Annotated in this window: 21 protein-coding genes; 14 read left to right on the plus strand and 7 right to left on the minus strand. The window is 52.3% G+C overall.

Annotation, left to right across the window (positions count from 1 at the left end):
* The first annotated feature begins 21 nt into the window (after positions 1–21).
* From TH468_RS06010 to TH468_RS06025, 4 genes are all read left to right on the plus strand, one after another.
* Positions 22–723: a pirin family protein gene (locus TH468_RS06010; protein ID WP_085643005.1), complete on the plus strand. Its 702-nt coding sequence runs from the start codon at positions 22–24 to the stop codon at positions 721–723.
* 38 nt (positions 724–761) lie between these two features.
* The gene (locus tag TH468_RS06015; protein WP_085643007.1) at positions 762–1,232 is read left to right on the plus strand and encodes a DoxX family protein; all 471 of its coding nucleotides are present in this window, start codon (positions 762–764) and stop codon (positions 1,230–1,232) included.
* A 210-nt stretch (positions 1,233–1,442) separates the two neighbouring features.
* Positions 1,443–1,913 (plus strand): response regulator, encoded by a 471-nt coding sequence (locus TH468_RS06020; protein ID WP_085642650.1) that lies wholly within the window; start codon positions 1,443–1,445, stop codon positions 1,911–1,913.
* 22 nt (positions 1,914–1,935) lie between these two features.
* The gene (locus TH468_RS06025; protein ID WP_085642651.1) at positions 1,936–3,150 is read left to right on the plus strand and encodes a response regulator; all 1,215 of its coding nucleotides are present in this window, start codon (positions 1,936–1,938) and stop codon (positions 3,148–3,150) included.
* Between the two features lie 55 nt (positions 3,151–3,205).
* Here TH468_RS06025 and TH468_RS06030 read toward each other — a convergent pair whose 3' ends face one another.
* From TH468_RS06030 to TH468_RS06040, 3 genes are all read right to left on the minus strand, one after another.
* Positions 3,206–4,669 carry a sensor histidine kinase gene (locus TH468_RS06030; RefSeq protein ID WP_246832229.1) on the minus strand — a complete coding sequence of 488 codons (1,464 nt, stop codon included), beginning with the start codon at positions 4,667–4,669 and terminating at the stop codon, positions 3,206–3,208.
* A 43-nt stretch (positions 4,670–4,712) separates the two neighbouring features.
* Positions 4,713–5,105 (minus strand): hypothetical protein, encoded by a 393-nt coding sequence (locus TH468_RS06035; protein ID WP_246832230.1) that lies wholly within the window; start codon positions 5,103–5,105, stop codon positions 4,713–4,715.
* A gap of 177 nt (positions 5,106–5,282) precedes the next feature.
* Entirely contained in the window at positions 5,283–6,449 is a 1,167-nt protein-coding gene (locus TH468_RS06040) for an EAL domain-containing protein (protein ID WP_085642654.1), read from the minus strand.
* Positions 6,450–6,583: 134 nt separating this feature from the next.
* Here TH468_RS06040 and TH468_RS06045 point away from each other — a divergent pair, with 134 nt between their 5' ends.
* Positions 6,584–7,561, plus strand: a complete 978-nt coding sequence (locus TH468_RS06045; protein WP_246832231.1) for a DNA-binding response regulator — start codon at positions 6,584–6,586, stop codon at positions 7,559–7,561.
* A gap of 8 nt (positions 7,562–7,569) precedes the next feature.
* Here TH468_RS06045 and TH468_RS06050 read toward each other — a convergent pair whose 3' ends face one another.
* The gene (locus TH468_RS06050) at positions 7,570–8,976 is read right to left on the minus strand and encodes a sensor histidine kinase (protein WP_085642655.1); all 1,407 of its coding nucleotides are present in this window, start codon (positions 8,974–8,976) and stop codon (positions 7,570–7,572) included.
* Complete coding sequence (locus tag TH468_RS06055; RefSeq protein ID WP_007088617.1) at positions 8,973–9,638, minus strand: response regulator transcription factor; 666 nt, start codon at positions 9,636–9,638, stop codon at positions 8,973–8,975. The genes TH468_RS06050 and TH468_RS06055 overlap by 4 nt, the downstream gene beginning before the upstream one ends.
* Positions 9,639–9,923: 285 nt before the next feature.
* Here TH468_RS06055 and TH468_RS06060 point away from each other — a divergent pair, with 285 nt between their 5' ends.
* Positions 9,924–10,913 carry an ABC transporter substrate-binding protein gene (locus TH468_RS06060; protein ID WP_246832232.1) on the plus strand — a complete coding sequence of 330 codons (990 nt, stop codon included), beginning with the start codon at positions 9,924–9,926 and terminating at the stop codon, positions 10,911–10,913.
* Here TH468_RS06060 and TH468_RS06065 read toward each other — a convergent pair.
* Positions 10,900–11,748, minus strand: a complete 849-nt coding sequence (locus TH468_RS06065) for a citryl-CoA lyase (protein ID WP_085642657.1) — start codon at positions 11,746–11,748, stop codon at positions 10,900–10,902. The genes TH468_RS06060 and TH468_RS06065 overlap by 14 nt on opposite strands.
* Entirely contained in the window at positions 11,745–12,962 is a 1,218-nt protein-coding gene (locus TH468_RS06070) for a CaiB/BaiF CoA-transferase family protein (protein WP_085642658.1), read from the minus strand. The genes TH468_RS06065 and TH468_RS06070 overlap by 4 nt, the downstream gene beginning before the upstream one ends.
* 119 nt (positions 12,963–13,081) lie before the next feature.
* On the opposite strand from TH468_RS06070, the gene TH468_RS06075 reads away from it, so the two are divergent.
* The 8 genes from TH468_RS06075 to TH468_RS06110 all read left to right on the plus strand — a co-directional run bounded on the left by TH468_RS06075 (position 13,082) and on the right by TH468_RS06110 (position 21,960).
* Positions 13,082–13,762: an IclR family transcriptional regulator gene (locus TH468_RS06075; protein ID WP_085642659.1), complete on the plus strand. Its 681-nt coding sequence runs from the start codon at positions 13,082–13,084 to the stop codon at positions 13,760–13,762.
* 326 nt (positions 13,763–14,088) lie between these two features.
* Positions 14,089–15,087, plus strand: a complete 999-nt coding sequence (locus TH468_RS06080; RefSeq protein ID WP_085642660.1) for a tripartite tricarboxylate transporter substrate binding protein — start codon at positions 14,089–14,091, stop codon at positions 15,085–15,087.
* A 46-nt stretch (positions 15,088–15,133) separates the two neighbouring features.
* Entirely contained in the window at positions 15,134–15,607 is a 474-nt protein-coding gene (locus TH468_RS06085) for a tripartite tricarboxylate transporter TctB family protein (protein WP_007088608.1), read from the plus strand.
* A 10-nt stretch (positions 15,608–15,617) separates the two neighbouring features.
* Entirely contained in the window at positions 15,618–17,153 is a 1,536-nt protein-coding gene (locus tag TH468_RS06090) for a tripartite tricarboxylate transporter permease (protein WP_007088607.1), read from the plus strand.
* 35 nt (positions 17,154–17,188) lie between these two features.
* Positions 17,189–18,871, plus strand: a complete 1,683-nt coding sequence (locus TH468_RS06095) for a methyl-accepting chemotaxis protein (protein ID WP_085642661.1) — start codon at positions 17,189–17,191, stop codon at positions 18,869–18,871.
* A gap of 2 nt (positions 18,872–18,873) precedes the next feature.
* The gene (locus tag TH468_RS06100) at positions 18,874–19,992 is read left to right on the plus strand and encodes an AbrB family transcriptional regulator (RefSeq protein ID WP_085642662.1); all 1,119 of its coding nucleotides are present in this window, start codon (positions 18,874–18,876) and stop codon (positions 19,990–19,992) included.
* A gap of 70 nt (positions 19,993–20,062) precedes the next feature.
* Positions 20,063–20,728 (plus strand): sugar transferase, encoded by a 666-nt coding sequence (locus tag TH468_RS06105; protein WP_085642663.1) that lies wholly within the window; start codon positions 20,063–20,065, stop codon positions 20,726–20,728.
* Positions 20,713–21,960 (plus strand): outer membrane beta-barrel protein, encoded by a 1,248-nt coding sequence (locus TH468_RS06110; protein ID WP_085642664.1) that lies wholly within the window; start codon positions 20,713–20,715, stop codon positions 21,958–21,960. The genes TH468_RS06105 and TH468_RS06110 overlap by 16 nt, the downstream gene beginning before the upstream one ends.
* Positions 21,961–21,964: the final 4 nt, after the last annotated feature.

Below are 21,964 nucleotides of genomic sequence, written 5' to 3' on the forward strand. Positions count from 1 at the left end.
ACCCCAGCGATGGAGACCAACATGATTACCAAGATCAAATCCGCAGACCGTGGCCGCGCCCAGTTTGGCTGGCTTGACTCCCATCACACTTTTTCCTTCGGTCACTATTACGATCCGAAACGGATGGGTTGGGGCCCGCTGCGTGTGATTAACGAAGACCGGGTTATCCCCGGTGCCGGTTTTGACACTCACGGCCACAAGGATATGGAAATCATTTCCTATGTGCTTGATGGCGCGCTTGAACACAAAGACAGCCTTGGCACCGGTTCCGTTATCCGCCCGGGCCGCCTGCAGCGCATGACGGCCGGAACGGGTATCCGTCATTCGGAATACAACCATTCGAAAGAAAACCCGGTGCACTTCCTGCAGATTTGGGTCATTCCAGAAGCAGCGAACCTCGAACCGGGTTACGAGGAAAAGGAAATCGCACGTTCCGATACGGGTTCGGGCCTGTCACTGATCGGCAGCCGCACCGGCCGGGATGGATCGATCACCATTCATCAGGATGTTGATCTTTACGTTGCCCATCTCGGTGAAGGTGAAACAGCATCCCATAAAATCGAACCGGGCCGGATTGCCTGGGTTCAGGTAGCGCGCGGCATGCTGAGCGTGAATGGCGAAACCCTGAAGGCCGGCGATGGTGCCGCCATCCGGGACGAAGACGAACTGATTTTCAGCGACGCAACCGAAGCCGAAGCTCTTGTTTTTGACATGGTCGCCTGAACCGGTTTCCCGGTCCGACTTTTCGATGGAGAATGAATATGTCATCTCTTGCAAACACCAAACCGCGTACGATCATCCCGGCCCTTGGCAATCTTTGGGCGGCACTCGAACCCCTGTCACCCGTGATCGTTCGCGTCACCACCGGCCTTCTTCTGATGCCGCACGGTGCCCAGAAACTGTTTGGTGCCTTTGGCGGCTATGGCCTTGAAGGTACCGCTGGCTGGCTTGAAAGCATCGGCTTTGCACCGGGTCTGCTTTTTGCACTGCTGATCGGGCTTCTGGAATTCGTGGGTGGTCTGATGCTGACCATCGGTCTGCTGACCCGCCCGGTGGCTGCCGCTGTGATTGCCTTCATGGCGGTTGCCATTACCATTCACCTGCCAAACGGTTATGCGTGGAACAATGCCGGGTTTGAAATGCCACTTTTCTGGGGCCTGATGGCGCTTTCGATCCTGATCCGTGGCGGCGGCAAATACTCGGTAGATCGCAAGATCGGTGTCGAATTCTGATCCTGCTCGCCCTAACGCGACGATCTTTCCTCTTCCCTGAACAACGACTTCGGGCTGCCTTTACTGGCAGCCCTTTTTTATTTCCCCTCCCTATATAGGGATATGTGCCCCTTACCAACCGGCGTAAAATCCACACATAAAAGACTACCAGCTGAACCAACATTTTGATCAACCGGTCTTCAGGACACCATTACGGTTAGAGTTTAAGAAATGAACGCGATAAAATCCAACAGCCACAATGATATTGCCATTGCCGATGGCTTGCGTCGCTGTAAGGGTGACAATGCTTTTGGCAAACCGAACGCCCAGAAAAAGTTCCTGATTGTGGACGACAGTATTGAAGTCCGCTTCTCGATACGTAGGGTTCTGCGCAGCGGCGGCGCACAATCCGTCGATGTCGCAGAAAACGGTGAGGCCGCACTTCAGATGATGGCGCAACTATCCCGAAAACAGCAAAGCTATGACGTCATACTAATTGATTACATGATGCCCGGCATGTCGGGGATCGAAACGCTCTATGAGATCAAGCGCAGACAAATCAAACATGCCGAGGGTACCCGCATGATCATGCTGACCGGCTTTTTTGATCCGGATATGAGTAAAGAAGCCGTATCGGTCGGAGCGGCATTTGTATTGTCAAAGCCCTGCGATGCTGCCAGCCTGATGGCTGCAATTGCCTGAACCCTTCCACGAAGGAGCCGGGATGCCAGAAAGCGCTTCAATCATTTTCGTCGATGATGATCCCCATGTCCTCAGCGGATTACGCCGCCGTATCGTGTCCAAACGCCCCAATTGGAAACTGCGGTTTTGTACAAGCGGCGCAGAAGCACTCGTAAGTCTGGATCAGCATAGTGCAGATGTCATTGTTTCAGACATGCGCATGCCCGAGATGGACGGTGCAGAATTGCTTCGGTCTGTTGCCCGGAAATATCCGGATACCGCACGCATCCTGCTTTCCGGCTACGCCGATGAACAGGCGATCCAGACCGGTCTTGCGGCAACCCATCATTTCCTGATGAAGCCCTGCAGTGATCAGGACGTTATTCATGCCATCGAACGTGGCCTGATACTGCGCAATTATCTGCGAGACCCCCAGCTGATCAATATTCTGTACCGCATGCCTGCTGAACTTGTCTGGCCCCCGGTGTTTCACCGGCTTCATACAATTCTGCAATATAAGGGACCACACAGTCAGAACGAACTACAGGAATTCTCCTTTGAAAATCCTGGTTTTATTATGCTGGTATGCGAAATGGCGCGGCGCGAAAAGCTGATCCTGCCAACGGAGGGTCCGGATCTCGTTACCCTGATTGACCTGTTCGGCCTTGAAACCATCAAGGCACTATGTGTCATTTGGACCTTGCATGGACAGCAAACCAGATTTGATCCTGACGATATCGACCAGCCAATAGATCGCTGTCTTATTCTGGGCAATATGGCGGCCGGGATCGCAAGACTTGAAGGCATGCCCTCAGAAACAATTGATCTGGTTCGGGCAGCAGCATTGCTGTGTCATATCGGTCTGAATGTGATGGAGCATGTAATACCCGATCAGGTTGCTTTAAGCCGCAAGCAGGCCGACGACGATCAATGCGATATCATTTCCACTGAGATCGGCGAGATTGGAGTGTCTCATCCTGCCGTATCGGCATGCTTGGCCGCTCTCTGGGGTTTCAAACACGAAATTATCGAAAACATTGCTTTTCATCATCGCCCCGAAGCTGCGCCAACCCGCGACTCTCTGTCTCTTTTAGTCGTTTATGCAGCCCAGCATTTTGCCCGCAAGTTTGGCAATGACCGTCATATCCGGGCGGCAAAATATGATCACGCTTCGGGTTTCATCGCCCATTGTGATGCCCAGCAAAAATGGGCGAATTGGGAACGTCATTGTGCCCCACTTGGCGATAACCAAGCCTGACCAATCACCGTACATCCTAGGCATCCCGGTCAAACAATACAGACGACCATAAACATCACGGCCGGGTGTCATAAAATTCATCGGTCGCAGTGTAATTCAACGCACTTTCATCATCAGTTGATCGAACACCAGGTTTCGGAATTCGAATAACGAATTCCGCCCCTTCGCCGTCCGGTGCGGAGAGGGTCAGGTCACCGTTAAAATCGTCCTGAATCAATTTCCGACATATCGGCAAACCCTGCCCCGTCCCAACGCCCCGTTCCTTCGTCGTGAAGAAATAATCGAAAATTCGATCTCGTAAATCCTCGGGAACACCACCGCCATTATCGCGTAATCGGATGAAAACATTCTCAGCGTCCGACGTGACATCAAGTTTGATTTTACCGGAGCGTTGACCCGATTCCCGTATCGCCTGCGAAGCATTGACGATCAGGTTGATCAGGGCCTGTGACAAATGATTCCGTCGTCCTTCAACTTCGGTAACGTCCGTGTCATAGCTTTGTTCAAGCTCGGCAACATGTTTGACCTGATTACGTGTCAAAGTTATCGCTGTTTCAATTTCCTCGGCGATGGAAATCCGTTCCACGGAGTCCGTTGCAGGATGGGCAAATTTTCGGATGCCACGAACAATTTCCGCTATCCGATCAAGCCCCTGAATACTCTCGCGGATCGCAAGTGGTATTTCTTCGGCCATAAAATCGATCCGTTCCGGCGCCAGTTCGAGACGGGCAGCCCCATCCCCCCCATCCTTGCGAATGGCATGAACGAGATCGTCAAAGCTGTCAGAAAGGAATTCAAGATTGTTCTGAATGTATTGGGCAGGCGTATTGATTTCATGCGCAACCCCGCCCGCCAAAGTCCCCAAAGCATGCATTTTTGCGTAATCTGCCGCTTCTTCGATGACTTCCTGTTCCTGCCGGGCACGCCTTGCATCAATATCAGCAGCAAAAGCACGCTGACGGTGGCGAATAACAAATATCGCCAGGCCGATCATCACGATCATCCCGGAAAAGAATAGGTAGGAAAGAATTTCTATGTCCGACTTTACGCTTGCGATGTTACTTGCATTGTAGACCGACACAAAATTTGTTGTCCGTACCACCGCCTGCTGCAGGGGATCGTCGATCGACTCTAGTTCTTCGTGGATGAATTCCAACAATGCTGTCGAATTCGATACGCTTTCGATCCGGTCATCAATGCGGGCAATCTTTTGATCAAGCGTTTCTAGCAGACCTGCAACTTCCGGGATTTGCGCCAGAACCTGAAACCCTTCGCCCTGCTTGACCAGCAGGGTTCTGCTAACAAAGATTTCGTATTCCAGTAAAACCTTTTCAAGCTCCTCCCTGTCAACAACGCCATCGGAACGGGCATACTCGATATATCGTTCAATTTCGAGGAACTGCCGCTGAATCTGGAAAACTGCCCATGCAAAATTTTCGCGATAGGCAAATTTCTCATCTTCGAGCTTTCTTACGATTGCGATCGAGAAAACCCCATAAAGAACAACGAACAGAGCCAAAATTGAAAAAATGGCCCTGTTCGATATTTTTGACAGAAAATTTCTAGTTTTGCCCATCAATCGACTTCACCTGCCAGACGGAATAAGACCAATAGGTATCAGTCTGGAAACGGGTATCGCTGTCATATGGGAACACAACCCAAAACGGCCCTTTGTCTCGCACCGACATTTCCGCATCATTCAGTCGATAAACCAGGATGGCATTGTCACGACGCAGGACACCAGCCGGAACCATAACGCTATAATCATTTAGCGCAGAAACGCGGACTGTATCGGCGGTGATGCCATAGGTATCGAACAGAACGTCGAAATCGACACCCTGAAACTTCTGAACACCATCCGTCCATGGGGTCGAAGTGTAGAACTCGGTGCTAGGCAGCTTGGTCAACTCCTCAAACGAGACAGTAACCGTTTCGCCGCCCGTGTTTGAGAGCATGAGCTTTCCCGCTGCTCGGGCGTTTTCCGTTGAGAGAAAACCGATGACACACAAAGCCATCGTATATTTAATGATCGTTTTCATCATCATAGTTATACTCCGAAACTGATTTACACATTGGTCACGCCAAAGGGTTACAACAATATCTGGACCGGAAAAAATGGCTGTATGGCCGGTTCATTTCGTAAAGATACTTGGAATATGTTCTTCAATCGGTTGTGGCATACCAAACAGATATCCCTGCAATTCATCAACGCCATAACTTCTGAGACGAAGGGCTGTTGCCTCATTTTCAACGCCGGTGGCGATGACCGAATAATCAATCTGTCGGCATATCTGGACAATCCAAGAAATAAACCTTCCCGTATCGTCATTTTCCATCACCTGGCGAATCAATCGACGATCAAGTTTAACGCCAACAAAAAATTCGTGGCGCAGCAACTCCAACGCCCCTTTATCAGCCCCAAACCCATCAATAAAAATTCGTATTCCGCAATCTGAGAGAAACCTCGCGTTCTTTATAAAATTTTCGTCAATCTTGCCGAGCTGCATTTCATGAATTTCAAACGCGACTTCCAAACCATATTTCTGCATTTCAGCAACAAAGCCAGACAAAGCCTGAACGAACTGGCTGTTGCAAACCGAGGCATAATCAAGATTAAGTGACAACAGTGCACCTGAACCCAGAATTTTGCGATAAACAGGCGCTGAATTAATCGTCATATCCATCAAACACATCATCAGACGATCCATGACAGGCTGATTTTGGCACTGCCTGATGATTTTCCCGATATCATAACCTTTATGCACATCAGACATTCGGTAAAGAACCTCGCCCCCCGTTCGCGAAAAGTCTTGGGCACTGACACGGGGCTGGAACGCGGTTGTGACTAAGGATTGATCAAGAAGCTCATTCAACGTATCGGCAATGAGTTGATCAGCATGACTTTCTTTACGTTTGTCCTCAATCGTCTTGAAAAGCACTTCCTTGAAGGTCGAAATCGAAATCGGCTTTGTCAGAATTTTACTGACTTTTGCCAGGCCGTTTGCTTCACGCATGGGAACTGCCGAAATATTTCCGGTTAGCAGAATCCTCGGAATATCGGGGGCGCACCGAAATGCACGTTTCAGAAAGCTGATTCCATCAATCGTCGGCATCACCAGATCAGCTACAATGATATTCACACCCGAACGATTTTTGGATAACCATTCCAGAGCGGCTTCACCATTGATATATTTGACTAAATTAAAGCTTCCGGACAAAGAACGGCATACCGAAGCCAGAAGATTCTCATCATCATCTACTATCAGAACCGTCGGAAGACCGGCTGCAGCAACGCTCATCTGAAACAACTCCGGTTAGTACGAAACCGTAAAGATTCTGGGCGCGAACGATCTTCACCAGTTCATACAGGTCTTGATATACCGAAGAATAATGTCAGGATGGACGCACCAATATCCCCATATGTGGAGTGTGCATGACAATGGTGTCGGATCAGCCTGTCCGCATTGCTTTTGTCGATGATGATGAAAATCTTCTGTCATCGCACCGGCGGAATTTCGCGCATCTCGCCCCGCATTGGCAGGGATTGTATTTCAACAATCCGCAAACCGCGCTGGCAGAAATTTCTGGTGATCCCGATGTTACGGCGGCGATCCTTGACATTCACATGCCGATCATGACCGGGCTTGAGCTGGCGGCCAAGCTTCGAAATCTCCGAAGCGATCTGATCATCGTCATGTTGACCGGCTATGCCGACCTGCAATCAGCATTAACCGCGGTCAATGAATTCGGTGTATTTCGGTTCTACCCCAAACCTACCGCCCTGAAGACGGTTCTTGAGGGCATCGAAACCGAAATCGCCCGCAAACGTGGAGAAAGCCGCGATACCATCCCCGCGGCATTCCTGGATCTCTTTCATCTGGGGCTGATTGCAACCGACAATCGGCTTGCGATTTCACATATGAATGCACAGGCTGCGGAAATGCTACGCCGATCACCCGCCATGCAGGTTAATCCTGAAAACCGGCTTCTGATCGACAATGCCCCGGATGATCTTGATCGGTTTCTGCACCCCCCCGCCGGTCGTGTCCCTGCGATGCAACGCGGTTTTTCGCTTGATCATGAACAAGGGGCCCTTTCGGTATTTCTGCGCCGCGTAAGAAATGGCGCAGAACAGAAAGACAGTTTCGTATTCATTCTGGTTGAACCGGAACGAATGGGACCGCCGACAATTGATGATCTGATTGATGTCTTTGGTCTGACCCGATCCGAGGCCAAACTGACACAAAAGCTGGCAGAAGGAATGTCGCTTGATCAGGCCGCAGATTTGATCGGTATTTCTCTAAGCTCGGCGCGTACCTATCTGAAAACGGTCTTTTCCAAAACGGGGGTCAACAGACAACCGCAACTTATGAAGACAGTATTGTCGACGATCCCCGCCCTTCGCCGTTAAAGTATGTTTTATTGGCCTGGGGCAAATCGGAAACGCACCGAGAAAATCGCGCCACTGTGACTTTCCGGCTCATCAAGCCGGATATGTGTATCGTGGCGCAAGGCGATTTCACGCACGATCGAAAGACCAAGACCACATCCGTCTTCCCCGCCATCCGACACGCGATAGAACCGCTCGAACACATGCTTGCGATGTTCAAGCGCAATGCCCGGCCCGTCATCCTCCACCACCAGCTTGATGAATGCAGTGTTACCTGCCTCGGGCATTAACCGAACCGTAACCGAACTGCCTTCTGGGCAATAGGTCAACGCATTGTGGATCAGGTTCTTCAGCAATTCCTCAATCAGCGTCGCATCGCCCATGATCGGGGCCGCCCCGTCAATCCCTTCGTATCCGAGATCAATACCGCGTTCCAGTGCCTCGGGCACCTTGCTGCCCGTGACCGCACGGGTGATCTCGCCCAGATCAATACGGACAAAGGGTCGTCCGGCCAGGCCTTCGGGCGCGGACCGTGCAGATGCCAGCAACTGATTGGCAAGATGGGATGTCTGACGCGTTGATGCCGCCAGCTTTTCCATAACATCATGCAGCTTTTCCGGGTCCTTTTCACGCAGTCCCAGCTCGGCCTGGGTACGTAACGCCGCCAATGGTGTCCGCAACTGATGCGCGGCATCTGCTGTAAAGCGCTGCATGGTCGAAAGCGTATTTTCCAAGCGTTTCAGCAAATGGTTGATCGCCCCGACAAGGTGGCGCACTTCGGTTGGAACATCATGCAAAATCGGCCTCAGGTCCAAAGGCGATCTTCGGTTAAGTGCCTCTTCCAATCGCGCCAGCGGTTTAAGCCCCTGCCCGATCCCAAACCAGACAATAAGAGCCGCAATCAGGATCAGTCCGAATTGCCGGACAGCGGCACGTGCCAGAATATCCTCGCTCAGGCTTTCGCGTGTTCCGGTAGTTTCGGCGACCAGTACATGAAAACGGGTCGCCATCCTTGCACTGGCAACATACCGTGATAACGCCCCGATCCGCACACGTTCACCGTTATATTCCGCGTCATAAAATACCGGCTCTTCAAGTAGTGGCATCAGTTTTTCGGGAACCGGTGGTAATTCCTCATAACCAGTGATGAATTTACCTTGTGCGGTGCTGACCTGATAAAAAACCCGATCCTGTGCGGAGCTTGTCAGCATCTCAAGCGCGACATAAGGCACGTCAACCTCGATCTGGCCGCCAATCAAAACCACACGATCAGCAATTGCCAGTGCAGAACTCAGAAGCGCACGATCAAACGCCTGATTGGCGGAATGCACGGCATTGCTGCGCACCTCGAACAGCATCAGCGAACTGACCAGAAGCAACGGGATCAGAAGCCAGATCAGCAACCGTCGGCGAAGGGATGCGTTACGCCACTTCATGTTTTTTTCAGCAGATAGCCAAGGCCGCGGATGGTCTGGATTTTGACATCAGCCGTTTCGACGCGTTTGCGCAATCGACTGATATAAAGTTCGACCGCGTTTGCACTGATATCATCCTCAAACCCGGCAAGCTGGTCTGTAATCTGTTCCTTGGATAAGACATGCCCAAGCCGCAGCAACAGAATCTCAAGGATATTCAGTTCTCGCCTTGGAATTTCGATATCCTCGCCGTCGATCATCGCACGGCGGGCTACGGTATCATATGTCAGGCGGCCACAGGTGATCCGGGTATTATGCGTACCGGAATGGCGACGCATAAGGGCGCGCACACGCGCTTCAAGCTCGATCAGTTCAAACGGTTTTGCCAGATAATCATCCGCACCAAGATCAAGGCCACGCACACGATCATCGATATCGTTGCGGGCCGTAAGGATCAACACCGCACTTTCTGACCCGCGATGACGCAACCGACGTAGTATTTCAAGTCCGTCCATCCTGGGAAGGTTGAGATCAAGCACCACAAGACCGTATTCCTGTGTACGCAGAATTTCATCCGCTTCCTCACCATCGGAAATCACATCAACCGCATAGCCCGCCAACTGCAAGGAGCGGGCGATGCCATCGGCAAGTGCTGCGTGATCTTCTACGACAAGGACTCTCATTGTATCGGGTCCGGTCCCCTGTTAAACCAGAAAGGTCTGGTACATATTGCCCGAATTACATGAATTTTCCAGATTTTGCCGGATCGGGAAAGCCTTGATATAATCATCTGGCATCACGCCTGCGCGTAATCGGTTAATGAGGGCCTGTAAGCAATGAACCTGCGCAGTACTATCATTATTGCAGTTTTTTGCGCAGCAATTTTCCGCGTTTTTCCCGCGTCTGCCGAGTTGTTCGTTTTTCCTGCACAGCAAAATGTAGGTCCCGGTGACCCGGAACAAAACCTGTTGTCGGAAAGTCGAACTGTCGTCATTTATGGATCGGCCGACATCGAGGCCTTTCGCCCTGTGATTGATGGCTTCCAGCAAAGTAACCCCGAAATTCGCGTCGAATATCATCAGCTGCAAACACTAGAAATGTATCACCAGACCCTGGCGGAGCATGAAACTGGAGAACCAAACGCCGATCTGGTGATCAGTTCTTCGATGGACTTGCAGATGAAACTGGCGAATGACGGTTATGCCATTTCCCATCAAAGCGATCAGACCCGCGCTTTGCCAAACTGGGCGCGCTGGCGCAACGAAGCATTTGCCGTCACGCAAGAACCCGCCGTGATGGCGTATAATCGGCAGTTCTTTCGCGAAAACAATCTCGAACCTCCAAGAACGCGTAACGACCTCATCCGGCTTCTGAACGATCATGATGATCTGCTCAGCGAAAAAGTCACGACCTATGATATCGAGCGCAGCGGGGTTGGCTTCCTGTTTCTGGCACGCGATGAACGCTTTTTTTCGGGGATATGGGATTTTGTCCGCACACTGGGTCAGGCAAGGGTAAAACTGTATTCCAACACATCTCCGATGCTTGAAAAAATCGCCGACGGTCAGTTGGTCCTAGGATACAATTTGCTGGGTTCATATGCAGAAACATTCAGTCACCGAAACCCCAATCTTGGGGTGATCCTGCCTGATGATTTCATCGTTGTTTATTCCCGTATCGCCATCATTCCGCGCGGCGCGCGCAACCCGGAAACTGGCGCCAGATTCCTTGACTATATCCTTTCTATCGAAGGCCAGAGCATCCTGCAGGATGAAGGGAATTTTAACCCGGTCCGCCCCGATGTCCCACCCAGCCCGTTTTCGTCGCTGATTTTTGACCGCTACGGCGAACGGGTCCGATCATTCCCCGTAGGGCCCGGGCTTCTGGTTTATCTCGATCAAGCAAAACGCCAGCGGTTTTTAAGCCGCTGGCAGGACGCACTGCTTAATCGCCGATAAGCTCCGATGGCACCGGGCGACGTTCCGGACCGTCATAATTCCAGATCAGACGACGCGGAATTGGCCCCTTGTTGCGGCCCCCCTGATTGGTTTGCTCCCACGCATGGGCAAGTATCCCAACCGACCGTGATAGGCAGAACAAACCACGCGCCAGCGGTGCGGCAAATCCTAGTTCGGCATATATCACTGCCGTCGCACCATCGATATTCATCGGGATGCGTTTGCCTTTGCGTTGCAGAAGGGTTTCCTCAATCTGGCTGGCAATCTGTCCAAAGCGCCCTGAGACAACGCCATCCACCGCCGCCGTTTCAACAAGCGAGAGTAAACGCGGAGCACGCGGATCAAGCGGATGGAAACGATGCCCAAATCCCGGAATATGTTTGCCGTGCTCGGCGATCTGATGATCCAGACCAGCCGCTGTCGCATCAGCAAGGCTTTGGCCCGCGTCCACACGCACGGCAATATCTTGGTACAGTTCAACAGCCTGTTCGCCCGCCCCACCATGAACATCACCTAGAACATTCACAGCACTGGCCATCGCGTTATTCAACCCGACCCCGCAGGTCGCAGCCATTCGCGCGATTGCGATACTCGGTGCCTGCGGGCCGTGATCGACTGCCGCGACAAGCGCGGCCTCAAGCAAGGATGCCTGTCCCTCTGATGGTAACTCTCCACGCGTCATCAACCAAATCATACCGGGGAAACTGATATTGCCGATCAGGTCCTGAATGGCGTAACCGCTGAAATGGATTTTGCCCGGTTCCATATCGATGATGGATGTTTTCCACCAGTCGCTGACTTCGTTTTCAATGTCTTTTGCGGTTTTATTGCTCATAGCACGCCCTCAGCTTTCAAGGTGGCGGCCTCCTCGGCGGAAAGACCAAGAGTGGCCAGAATGGTTTCGTTATCCTGTCCCAGAACCGGTGGCGGCGCATTAACCGAAGGCGCGTCGCCATTCATCTTAATACCAGTACGCAGAATGCGGATGTCACGTTCGGCACCCGGTACATCGGTAAAATCGGCAAGCATCCCGCGATCGGCAATTTGCGGTAGCGAAAGGGCCTGCGGCACGGTCAAAACCGCGCCTGCCGGTACGCCAGCGGCGTTGAATTTTGAAACCCAGTGATCTGTTGAATGGGTTACGAGTATTCTTTCAAGCAGATCGCTTAGTTCCATGCGATGCGACAGGCGTTCTGTCCGGGTTACAAAACGCGGGTCAACTTTCAGGTCTGGCAAATCCAGAACATCGCAAACCGCTTCAAACTGTTCCTGTTTGTTGGCCGCAATATTGATCTTGCCATCCTGTGTGCAGAACGTACCCGATGGCGAGGATGTGAAATTGTCGTTGCCGTTTGCAGTCGGCTGCTTCCCGGCAATGAGGAAGTTCGATACCACCCAGCCCATGGTCGCAATCACGGATTCCAGCATCGAAATATCGATGAAACTGCCTTTACCTTCGTTGCTCCCCATTGCACGTCCGGCAATTGCTGCGGTGATTGCGTATGCAGCCGTCAAACCGCCAATGGTATCCGCCACCGGGTATCCAACACGGTAGGTTTCCCGGTCTTCCTCGCCAGTGATCGTCATAATGCCCGAAAGCCCCTGCACAATCTGGTCGTAAGCTGGCAGTTTTTTCATCGGGCCGGTCTGCCCGAAACCCGAAATCGCACAATAGATCAACGCGGGGTTAACTTTTGAAAGGACATCATAGCCAAGCTCAAGCCGGTCCATAACGCCGGGCCGGAAATTTTCGACAACCACATCGGCATTCGCGACCAGCTTTTTAAGGATTTCCTTCCCGCGCGGGTCTTTAAGGTTCAGCGTCACAGACCGCTTTCCGGCATTCTGTGCCATGAACGAAACACCCATCAGCTTTTCGTTCAGCCCCTGATCCGCCCCAAGTTGACGCGCCAGATCGCCGCGCCCCGGTGCTTCGACCTTAATAACATCTGCCCCCAGATGGGCCAGTTGATGGCAGCAAAACGGACCAGCCAAAACGTTGGTCAGGTCCAAAACAGTAATACCGGCAAGTGGTTTGGTCGTATCCATGACATTTCCTTAAATTCTGTCTAGTAGAATTTTGTTCTATTATATAGAATTTTGACCGATCCCAAAATGCCCAATAACGATATCCGGGGCGGAACAGTCACACGGGGATTCAATTTATTATGTCAGAACAAAATGTTAGCGCAGTTGAACGCGCCCTGATCATCCTTGATGCCTTTACCGATCGTGATGCCGATCTGTCGCTTAAGGACCTTTCGGAACGCACGGGCATGTATAAAAGCACCATCACCCGACTGGCCGGAACATTAGAGTCGCGGGGGTTTCTGGCAATATCGGGGCGTGGACGTTACCGGCTGGGACCAGCATTGTGGCGTCTGGGGTCAATATATCGTCGCTCATTTCGTATGGATGACGTAGTTCGACCACATCTGTCGGCGCTTGTTTTGGCCAGCGGCGAAACAGCCTCTTTTTATGTGCCCGAAGGAGAAAATCGCCTGTGCCTGTTTCGCGAAAATTCCCCCAGCAGCCTGCGCCACCATCTGGAAGAAGGTGCGATACTCCCCTGTGATCGTGGCGCGGCCGGGCACGTGATACGCGCATGGGGTAATGGCGTCGATGATCATGCAATTGACGTTCTTGAAGCCGGTTTTTCCCAAAGCGAAGGCGAACGTGATCCGGATATATCAGCAATCGCAGTACCCGTTCTGGACCGGCAGAACAGGCTGCTTGGTGTTTTGACTCTTTCGGGACCGGTCAGCCGGTTCAATCAATCGAAACGCAAGGAAGCACTTCTTTTCCTGAAGAAACATGCCCTTGAGTGTGGACGAGCATTGTCGGCATAAACCGTTTTCCGCAGCGGCTTTTGCCGCATGATCATAAATGCTGTGAACTTTTTTCACTCTGTTTGGTGCGATGACAGGTTGGTGACAGGTTTGCCTGTTACCGTCTTCGCGCTGCCGATCCGTCAGGTCGAATGATCTGATATAAGGACAATCAAAAAGGATCATCGGCAAGGGAGGCCTTCAGCTGTTTGTTGTCATGGGGTACCGGCATGTCGCCGGAATGCAAGCGCAGCCAGACCTTCATTGCAGATGCCTTGTCCTGAACTGATCGGCCTGCCGCCAATCGGCGGCCAGGGAAGGTTTTTGTGTCTGGAGGAGACGACAACATGACGAAGCTGACGATGTTCTCACGTCGCGGATTCTTGGCTGCAGCAACTGCTGTTGCCGTTTCAACTGCTGCATTTGGCGCCTTTGATGCCAAAGCGCAGGAAGTTAATGATATCCACTTCATCGTTCCGGGTGGTGCCGGCGGTGGCTGGGACAGCACTGCACGTGGTACCGGTGAAGCCCTGACCAAATCTGGTCTGGTCGGTACGGCGTCTTATGAAAACATGTCTGGCGGCGGTGGTGGTAAAGCCATTGCCTACATGATCGAAGCTGCAGATCGCCTCGACAACACCCTGATGGTCAACTCCACCCCGATCATCATCCGTTCTTTGACCGGCGTATTCCCGCAGTCGTTCCGTGACCTGACCCCGATTGCAGGTGTTGTTGCTGAATATGCCGCGTTTGGCGTTCCGGCTGACAGCCCCTACAAATCCTTTACCGATGTCATCGAAGCGATCAAAGCTGATCCGAGCTCGGTCAAGTTTGGTGGCGGTTCGGTCCGCGGCGGTATGGATCACATTGTTGCGGCCTATGCTGTTCAGCAGGGCGGCGGCGATGCCAAACAGGTGAAATACATTCCTTACGACGCCGGTGGCAAAGCAATTGCCGGCCTACTGTCGGGCGAAACCGAAGTCATTTCGACCGGTCTTGGCGAACTTCTTGAACTGCACAAAGCAGGTCAGATTCGCATTCTGGCTGTGACCTCGACCGATCGTATCGAAGCTGCTCCGGACGTTCCTTCGTTGGGTGAACTCGGCATCAATGCTGAATTTGTCAACTGGCGTGGTTATTTCGGCTCCCCGGCTCTTTCGGCTGAAAAGGCGGACGAATACGCCAAGATTCTGAAAGACGTTCAGGCAACCGAAGAATGGGAAGTCGTTCGCAAGCGTAACGGCTGGGAAAAGTTCTACAAGCCGCGTGCCGAGTTTTCCGCGTTCATGGAAAATCAGGAAAAAACGGTTGGCGATCTGATGCGTGAACTTGGCTTCCTGAAATAAGCCATCCCGACCTGCAATAAAAAAGACCTCTGAAGGAAACCACGCCATGTCCATCAATCGTGACAAGTTCGGCGCACTGCTCTTTTTGTGCCTTGCGCTGATCTATGGCTATTATGTTCGCGATATCCCGCTTCTGTTCGGTGACGAAGATGCCCCGTTCAATGCCCGGACCCTCCCTAATGCCGTGGCGTGGGTACTAGGTGTGGTTTCCTTCGTCCAACTGGTACTGCCGGCCAATCGAGAGGCCGGCAGCCTCCTTGCCGCATTCCGCGGCATGAAATGGAAACCGGTCATCATGCTTGCCGCATTGATGATCTTCTATGGCCTGACCATTCGCTATCTCGGCTTCCTGATCTCGACCACCATCTTCCTGATGGGCGGTTTTGCAGTTCTTGGCGAACGCCGCATCAAGGTCCTGCTGGGTGCAGCCGTACCTGTCGTTTTCGTGTTCTGGTTCCTGCTATCCCAGTTGATGGGGATTTATCTGGCACCGGGCGACATCTTCGAAATGCTGGGCTAAGGCGAAAGAAATGCTTGAAGGAATTTTCTCCGGTCTTTCGACCGCGGTCATGCCGATCAACCTTCTGATGGTTGTTGTCGGTTGTTTTGCCGGTACCTTTATCGGCATGTTGCCTGGTCTCGGTCCGATCACGGCCATTGCGCTGATGATCCCGATCACCTATGGCTTTGATCCTTCTACCGGCCTGATCCTTATGGCTGGTGTGTATTACGGCGCGATTTTTGGCGGGTCGACATCATCGATCCTGATCAATGCGCCCGGCGTTGCCGGAACCGTCGCCACGGCGTTTGACGGTTACCCGATGGCTCAGCAGGGCCATGCCGGCAAGGCACTTGCCATCGCGGCCTATTCTTCCTTCTCTGGGGGCACGATCGCTGCCATCTTCCTTCTGGTTGCAGCACCGGCACTTGCTTCGGTTTCGCTGTCCTTCCAGTCGGCTGATTACTTTGCATTGATGGTTCTGGGCCTGACTGCCGTTTCCGCGTTCGCCGGAAAGGGACAGGTTCTGAAGGCAATCACCATGACCCTGTTTGGCATCATGCTATCAACCATCGGCACCGATCCGGCGGCTGGCGTTGCGCGCTTCACCTTTGGCAGCATGGACCTTGTCGACGGCATCAGCTTCCTGTTGCTGGCGATGTCGACATTTGCCCTGTCCGAAGCCCTTCTGCAGATTCTGCGTCCGACCAAGGATACCCGTACTGACGAACAAAAAGCACTTAGAAACCTCGGCTCCATGAAGCTGACGAAGGAAGAGGTCAAAATCATGACCCCGGTCATCGCCCGCTCCTCGGTGCTTGGTTTCTTCACCGGCGTTCTTCCGGGTGCCGGCGCAACGATCGCGTCCTTCCTTGCCTATGGCCTTGAACGCAACCTTGCCAGTGCCAAGGAAAAGCTCAAGTTTGGCAAGGGATCAATCCGTGGTCTCACAGCACCGGAGACAGCCAACAACGCGGCATGTTCCGGTTCGTTCGTCCCGCTTCTAACACTTGGTATCCCGGGTTCGGGGACCACCGCTGTGATGATGGGTGCGCTGATTTCTTATGGTGTTCAGCCAGGTCCGCGTCTGTTCGTCGAACAGCCTGACGTGTTCTGGTCGGTCATCATTTCGATGTATATCGGCAATATCGTTCTGCTGGTTCTGAACCTGCCGCTGATCCCGTACATCTCGCGTTTGCTGGCACTGCCGCAACAGTTGCTGGTTCCGTTCGTCCTGTTCTTCTCGCTGATCGGTGTTTATCTGGTGACGTTTAACACCATGGATATTCACATGATGGTCTTGGCCGCGGCAATTGCCATTGGCCTGCGCCTGTTGAATTATCCGATGGCCCCCATGCTGCTGGGCTTCATCCTGGGCGAAATGATGGAAGAAAACCTGCGTCGCGCATTGATGATCAGTGATGGTTCGATTTCCTTCCTTTGGGAACGTCCGATCACACTGGTTATCCTGTTGATCAGCATTGCCTTCCTGTTGGCACCGCTCGTCGGAAACACCCGTCAGTGGTTGCGCAACCGCAAAGCCGTTCCAAACGACGGTGAAATGTAAGACCGAAAATCTTCGACGCGAAGGATCCAGAAGCGATGCGTTTTCTTGATAATCTGGCAATCGGCCCCAAAACCCTTTTGGTTCCTGTTTTTCTGATGGTTGTGATCATTGCGATGGGTATCGCAACGGTCCTGACTTTGGAAAGCGAGAAGGAAACGCTAAATAACCTTCGCGTCGAAGCTTATGAACGCCGTTCAGATGCGCTGACACTCAGCGACGCCTTAAATGAGGCGCACGGAACGCTTTTCCGCATTCTGACGTGGGATTCCAACGGCGTTAATGCCGCCGCTGTTCCCGAACTTCGCGAAAAGGCCGGTAATCTGTCTACCGAACTGGCCCCGCTTGCCGAACGTCTGGCAGAAGTCGGTGGCGATAAATTTACCACCGCCTACGACACCTATATGAACGAAGTCGATCAGTTCCTGATCGAAAGCGAGATGAATATCTATGGCGCGCTTGAGGTTATTGCGCGTGCCGATGAATCATTCCGCGCACTGCAAGTACCGTTGCAGAAAATTCTCGCGCAATCTCAGGAAGTTGCCACCACATCATTTGGCAATGCCCAGGCACAGGCCGAAACGCTTCAGAAGGTTTTCGTCATTGTCGCAATTGTCGTGATCTTTATCGCGGCAATCGTATCGGTATTTGTTTCACGACGTATTTCGCGCCCGATGACCGATCTTGCGCAACTGATCGAACAGATTTCTAAGGGCGACCTTGATATTGAAATCCGCGGCGTTCAGCGCCGCGATGAAATTGGTGTCGTGGCACGGTCGGTAACGGTGCTGCGCGACCAGTCAAAAGAAGCTGAAACCCTTCGCCATGAACGCGAACGCGTGCGCAAGATAGAACGCGAACGCCAGCTTGAACTGGTTCAGGCCACCGATAATTTCCAGCGTGCTGTCCAGGAAGCCCTTGGCGGCTTTGATCGTGAATTCGGGTCACTGAATGGCTCGGCCAACGACATGGAACAGATTGCGACATCGGCCACCGCACGTGCTGCTGATGCCAACCATCATTCCGAAGCTGTCCTACATCATATCGAGGCTGTATCACAAACCACCGCCAGCCTGTCAGAGGCCATAGGTGAAATTGGCCAACAGGCACAGAAATCAGCCGAAGTTGCCGGACGCGCCCGCAATGAAAGCGAACATTCCCGCGCCCTGTTTGAACAATTGACCGAAGCAACCCAGCGAATTGGTGATATTGTTACGCTGATCGAAGACATCGCCAACCAGACAAACCTTCTGGCATTGAACGCAACGATTGAGGCAGCACGTGCCGGTGACGCAGGCAAAGGCTTTGCCGTTGTCGCAGGCGAGGTTAAAAACCTTGCATCACAAACCGCCCGCGCGACCGAGGACATTTCGGCACAGGTCGAAGAAATCCGCAGTCTGACGGACAATGTTGTCAGTGCTCTTGAATCCGTTGCCAACGTTATTGGTGAAGTTGATCAATCAGCCGCAGCCATTGCGGCAGCGGTGGAAGAACAACAAGCCTCGACCAATGGCATTTCGACCAGCATCCATGATGCCAATGGTGGCATGCGGACGGTTGCCGATGCAGTTGGTGCATTGGACACGGAAACCGCCCGCGTTCACACCGGATCGGAAAACGTTTCGCGTGCGACAAACACCCTGAATGCCGAAGCTGCCCGCCTGCGTGATGCGATCGACGGCTTCCTTGACCAGATCAACAAGAACAAGGCCGAGGCATAATAATGAGCGTCCCGCCGGAAAGGCCCGCAGACGACAGTTGGATCAACCGCCTTTCCAGCAGCCTCACCCCGAAATTTTTCAAAAACCTGTTTGTGGCACTTGGCATAGGGCTTTTGGGCGGGCTGATCGCACACGGCATCAATATGCCGCTTGCCTGGATGATGGGGCCAATGCTCGCGACATTTGTCGCCAGCCTACTGCGTGTCCGCATGGGTATCCCGATGCGATTTCGCTCCGTTATTCTGGGTGTGATTGGCGTATTTCTCGGCACATCCTTTACTCCAGATACCCTTGATCAGGCGGCCCGATGGCCGATCAGTATGATTGCGGTTCTGCTTTACGTTCCGATCATCACCCTTGTTGTCACATGGTTTTACAGCAAAGTCGCAAAACTTGATCCCGCAACGGCCCTGTTTTCTGCAACTCCGGGCGGTTTGACACCGATGGTGGTTCTGGGTGCTGCAGCAGGCGGCAATGAACAGGAAATCGCCCTCACACAGGGTTTGCGCGTTCTGCTTCTGGTCATGTCAGCACCATTGATCGTCCTTATGATCACCGGTGTCGTCGCAAGTGGCCATGGCGATAGCGAAGCCATCCAGATGACGTTGTCCGAGGGACTGATCACGGCATTCTGTGCGATTGCAACCGTCCTGATTTTCCGAAAAATCGGCATTCCCGCCGCCGAAATGACCGGCGCCATGATGGCCAGCATGGTTTTGCATGTAACCGGCCTTGTGGAGGGCAATCTGCCCGGATGGTTATTGGCCGGAAGCCTTCTGATCCTCGGCTCGGCAATTGGCAGTCGCTTTGCCGGGGTAAAGCTCTCCTTCCTCGCCCGTCTTGCAGGTTATTCGATCTTTGCCACTGTGCTGATCCTTACCTTCACCGGCGGAGTGGCCTGGTTTGTTTCTGACTGGCTGGATCTTGATTATATTGCTGTTCTGCTCGCCTTCGCACCGGGTGGCGTTGCGGAAATGTCCCTTATCGCGCTGGCGCTGAATGTCGAACCAAGCTTTGTTGCTTTCCATCATATCGTCCGCATTTTCGAGATCGTATTGCTGGCACCAATCATGGCAAAGTGGTTCGAACGATATCGTCAAAAGCGTTTAAACAACCTTTAGTTATAAAGCGTTGGCGTCTTACGATTAATTCGCTAATCTTTTCCTGCACATTCCGGGCGGGGAACAGAAAATGCAAATGAGGCTTTCGGGGCGGAGCTCGCAAACATTCGGCTTACACGGCCAAAGTCCTTTGCCGAAACGGCTCTTTGATCTTTCAGTTGCCACAACCTTACTTATCGCGGCCCTGCCTTTACTACTTTTAATAACGATAGCCCTGAAATGCGATCATCGTGGCCCCGTATTTTTCAAACAGGTTCGCATCGGGTATCTTGGCAGACCTTTCAATATTTATAAGTTCTGCACTCTTTGGGGTTCGATACGCCCGGAAGGCACACCTCTGCCACCGACAAAATTCTGTAATTTCATTCGGCGCTGGGGTCTGGACGAGCTACCGCAACTTTTCAACATCATCCGCGGTGATATGTCGCTTGTCGGCCCGCGCCCGCATACACCGGCTGACAATCAAAATTTCGCCAGGCACTTTATGCTTTATGATGCACGCCATCAGGTGCCACCTGGCATTACAGGCCTGGCCCAGATCAATGGTTGGCGGGGCCCAATTCAGTCTAGTTTTGATCTGAAAAGCCGCCTTGACTGTGATCTTCTCTATATCAACCAGCAATCTTTGACATCTGACATACTTATTTTGATCTTCACGGTCACGCGCCCTTGGTACTGGGTGAATGGCCCTAAGCGCACATCCCCTAAAACGCTGTCATCATGTCGTACCGGATGAAAAACGCTGGCTTTAAGACCGCTTCACTATGTTTCAGCATTCTGCTGGCTAACTGTTTCAATCCTATGGCTTTTGCAAAGTCTGAACCGACACAAAAGAACAGGCGAGATACAACAATTCAGCTTGGCCTTTTTGATTTAGCGCCATCGCTTTCGGTGACAGAGGAATTCAACGACAATATTTTTCTGTCCGATAGCTACCAAAAGTCCGACACCATTAGCCGGGTATTACCTGCTTTAACCTTGCAATCAAATTGGCAACGGGTCCGCTTGCGGCTTGAAGCTCTTGGTGATGCGGGATTTTATACCAAATCAGACGAAGATGATTATCTGGATGGTGAACTTGGTGTTTCCGCCGGATCGGATATCGGCCCGGCATTTGCTGTTGATGGCGATTTCCGTATCGCCAAAGGTCACGAAGATCGTGGCGGTGAGGATATTCCGACCGGTGCCCGCGAACCCGTCACCTATGACGAGAAAAATACTGAAATTGCCCTTCGCTATTTTGCCGGTGATGTTCACTACCGAGCCGCCATGGCCTTTCGGCAGCTTGATTTTGACGATACCGCGCTCACCAATGGTGACATTGCCAATAATGATGATCGGGATCGGCTTGAATTGCGGCTGATCATGCGGGCTTCGTATCAACTGGGACTAGGCCGCGAAGCTTATGGCGAAACCACCTTGAACCAACGAGAATATGAAAGTACCCCCGACGATCAGGGTATTTTTCGCAATTCAAACGGTTACCGGCTGCTGGGTGGCATGACATTTGACCTGACCGACCTGATTAAAGCCGATATCGGGACTGGATGGATGTCGCAAATTTATGAGGATTACCGTTTACAAAACAACGAGGGATTTTCACTTCGGGCTGCAGCAACATGGAATATTACACGTATGACTGTGTTGGATTTCCGTGCCAAACGCGAAATCGGGGAAACCACCGTTACCGGTGCCAGCGGAATTATCGGTGAAAGCTTCGATGCTGGTATTGAACACGAACTGCGCCGCTGGTTACATTTCCGGGTTAACGGCGGTTATCAGCGGGATCGGTTTGAGGGTGCAGGACGTATTGACAGAATAACTCGGTTTGGCGCGAGCTTGCGTTATGAACTGAACCGTTTTACGGATATTGATGGTTCTTGGCGATATGACCAGCGCCGATCAAACGAAACGGGCCACGATTACCGCCGTAATCGTGCTTTGCTGACGCTTCGGCTAAAAATGTGATGTC

The organism is Thalassospira sp. MCCC 1A03138 (assembly GCF_002115785.1).
Lineage (GTDB): Bacteria > Pseudomonadota > Alphaproteobacteria > Rhodospirillales > Thalassospiraceae > Thalassospira.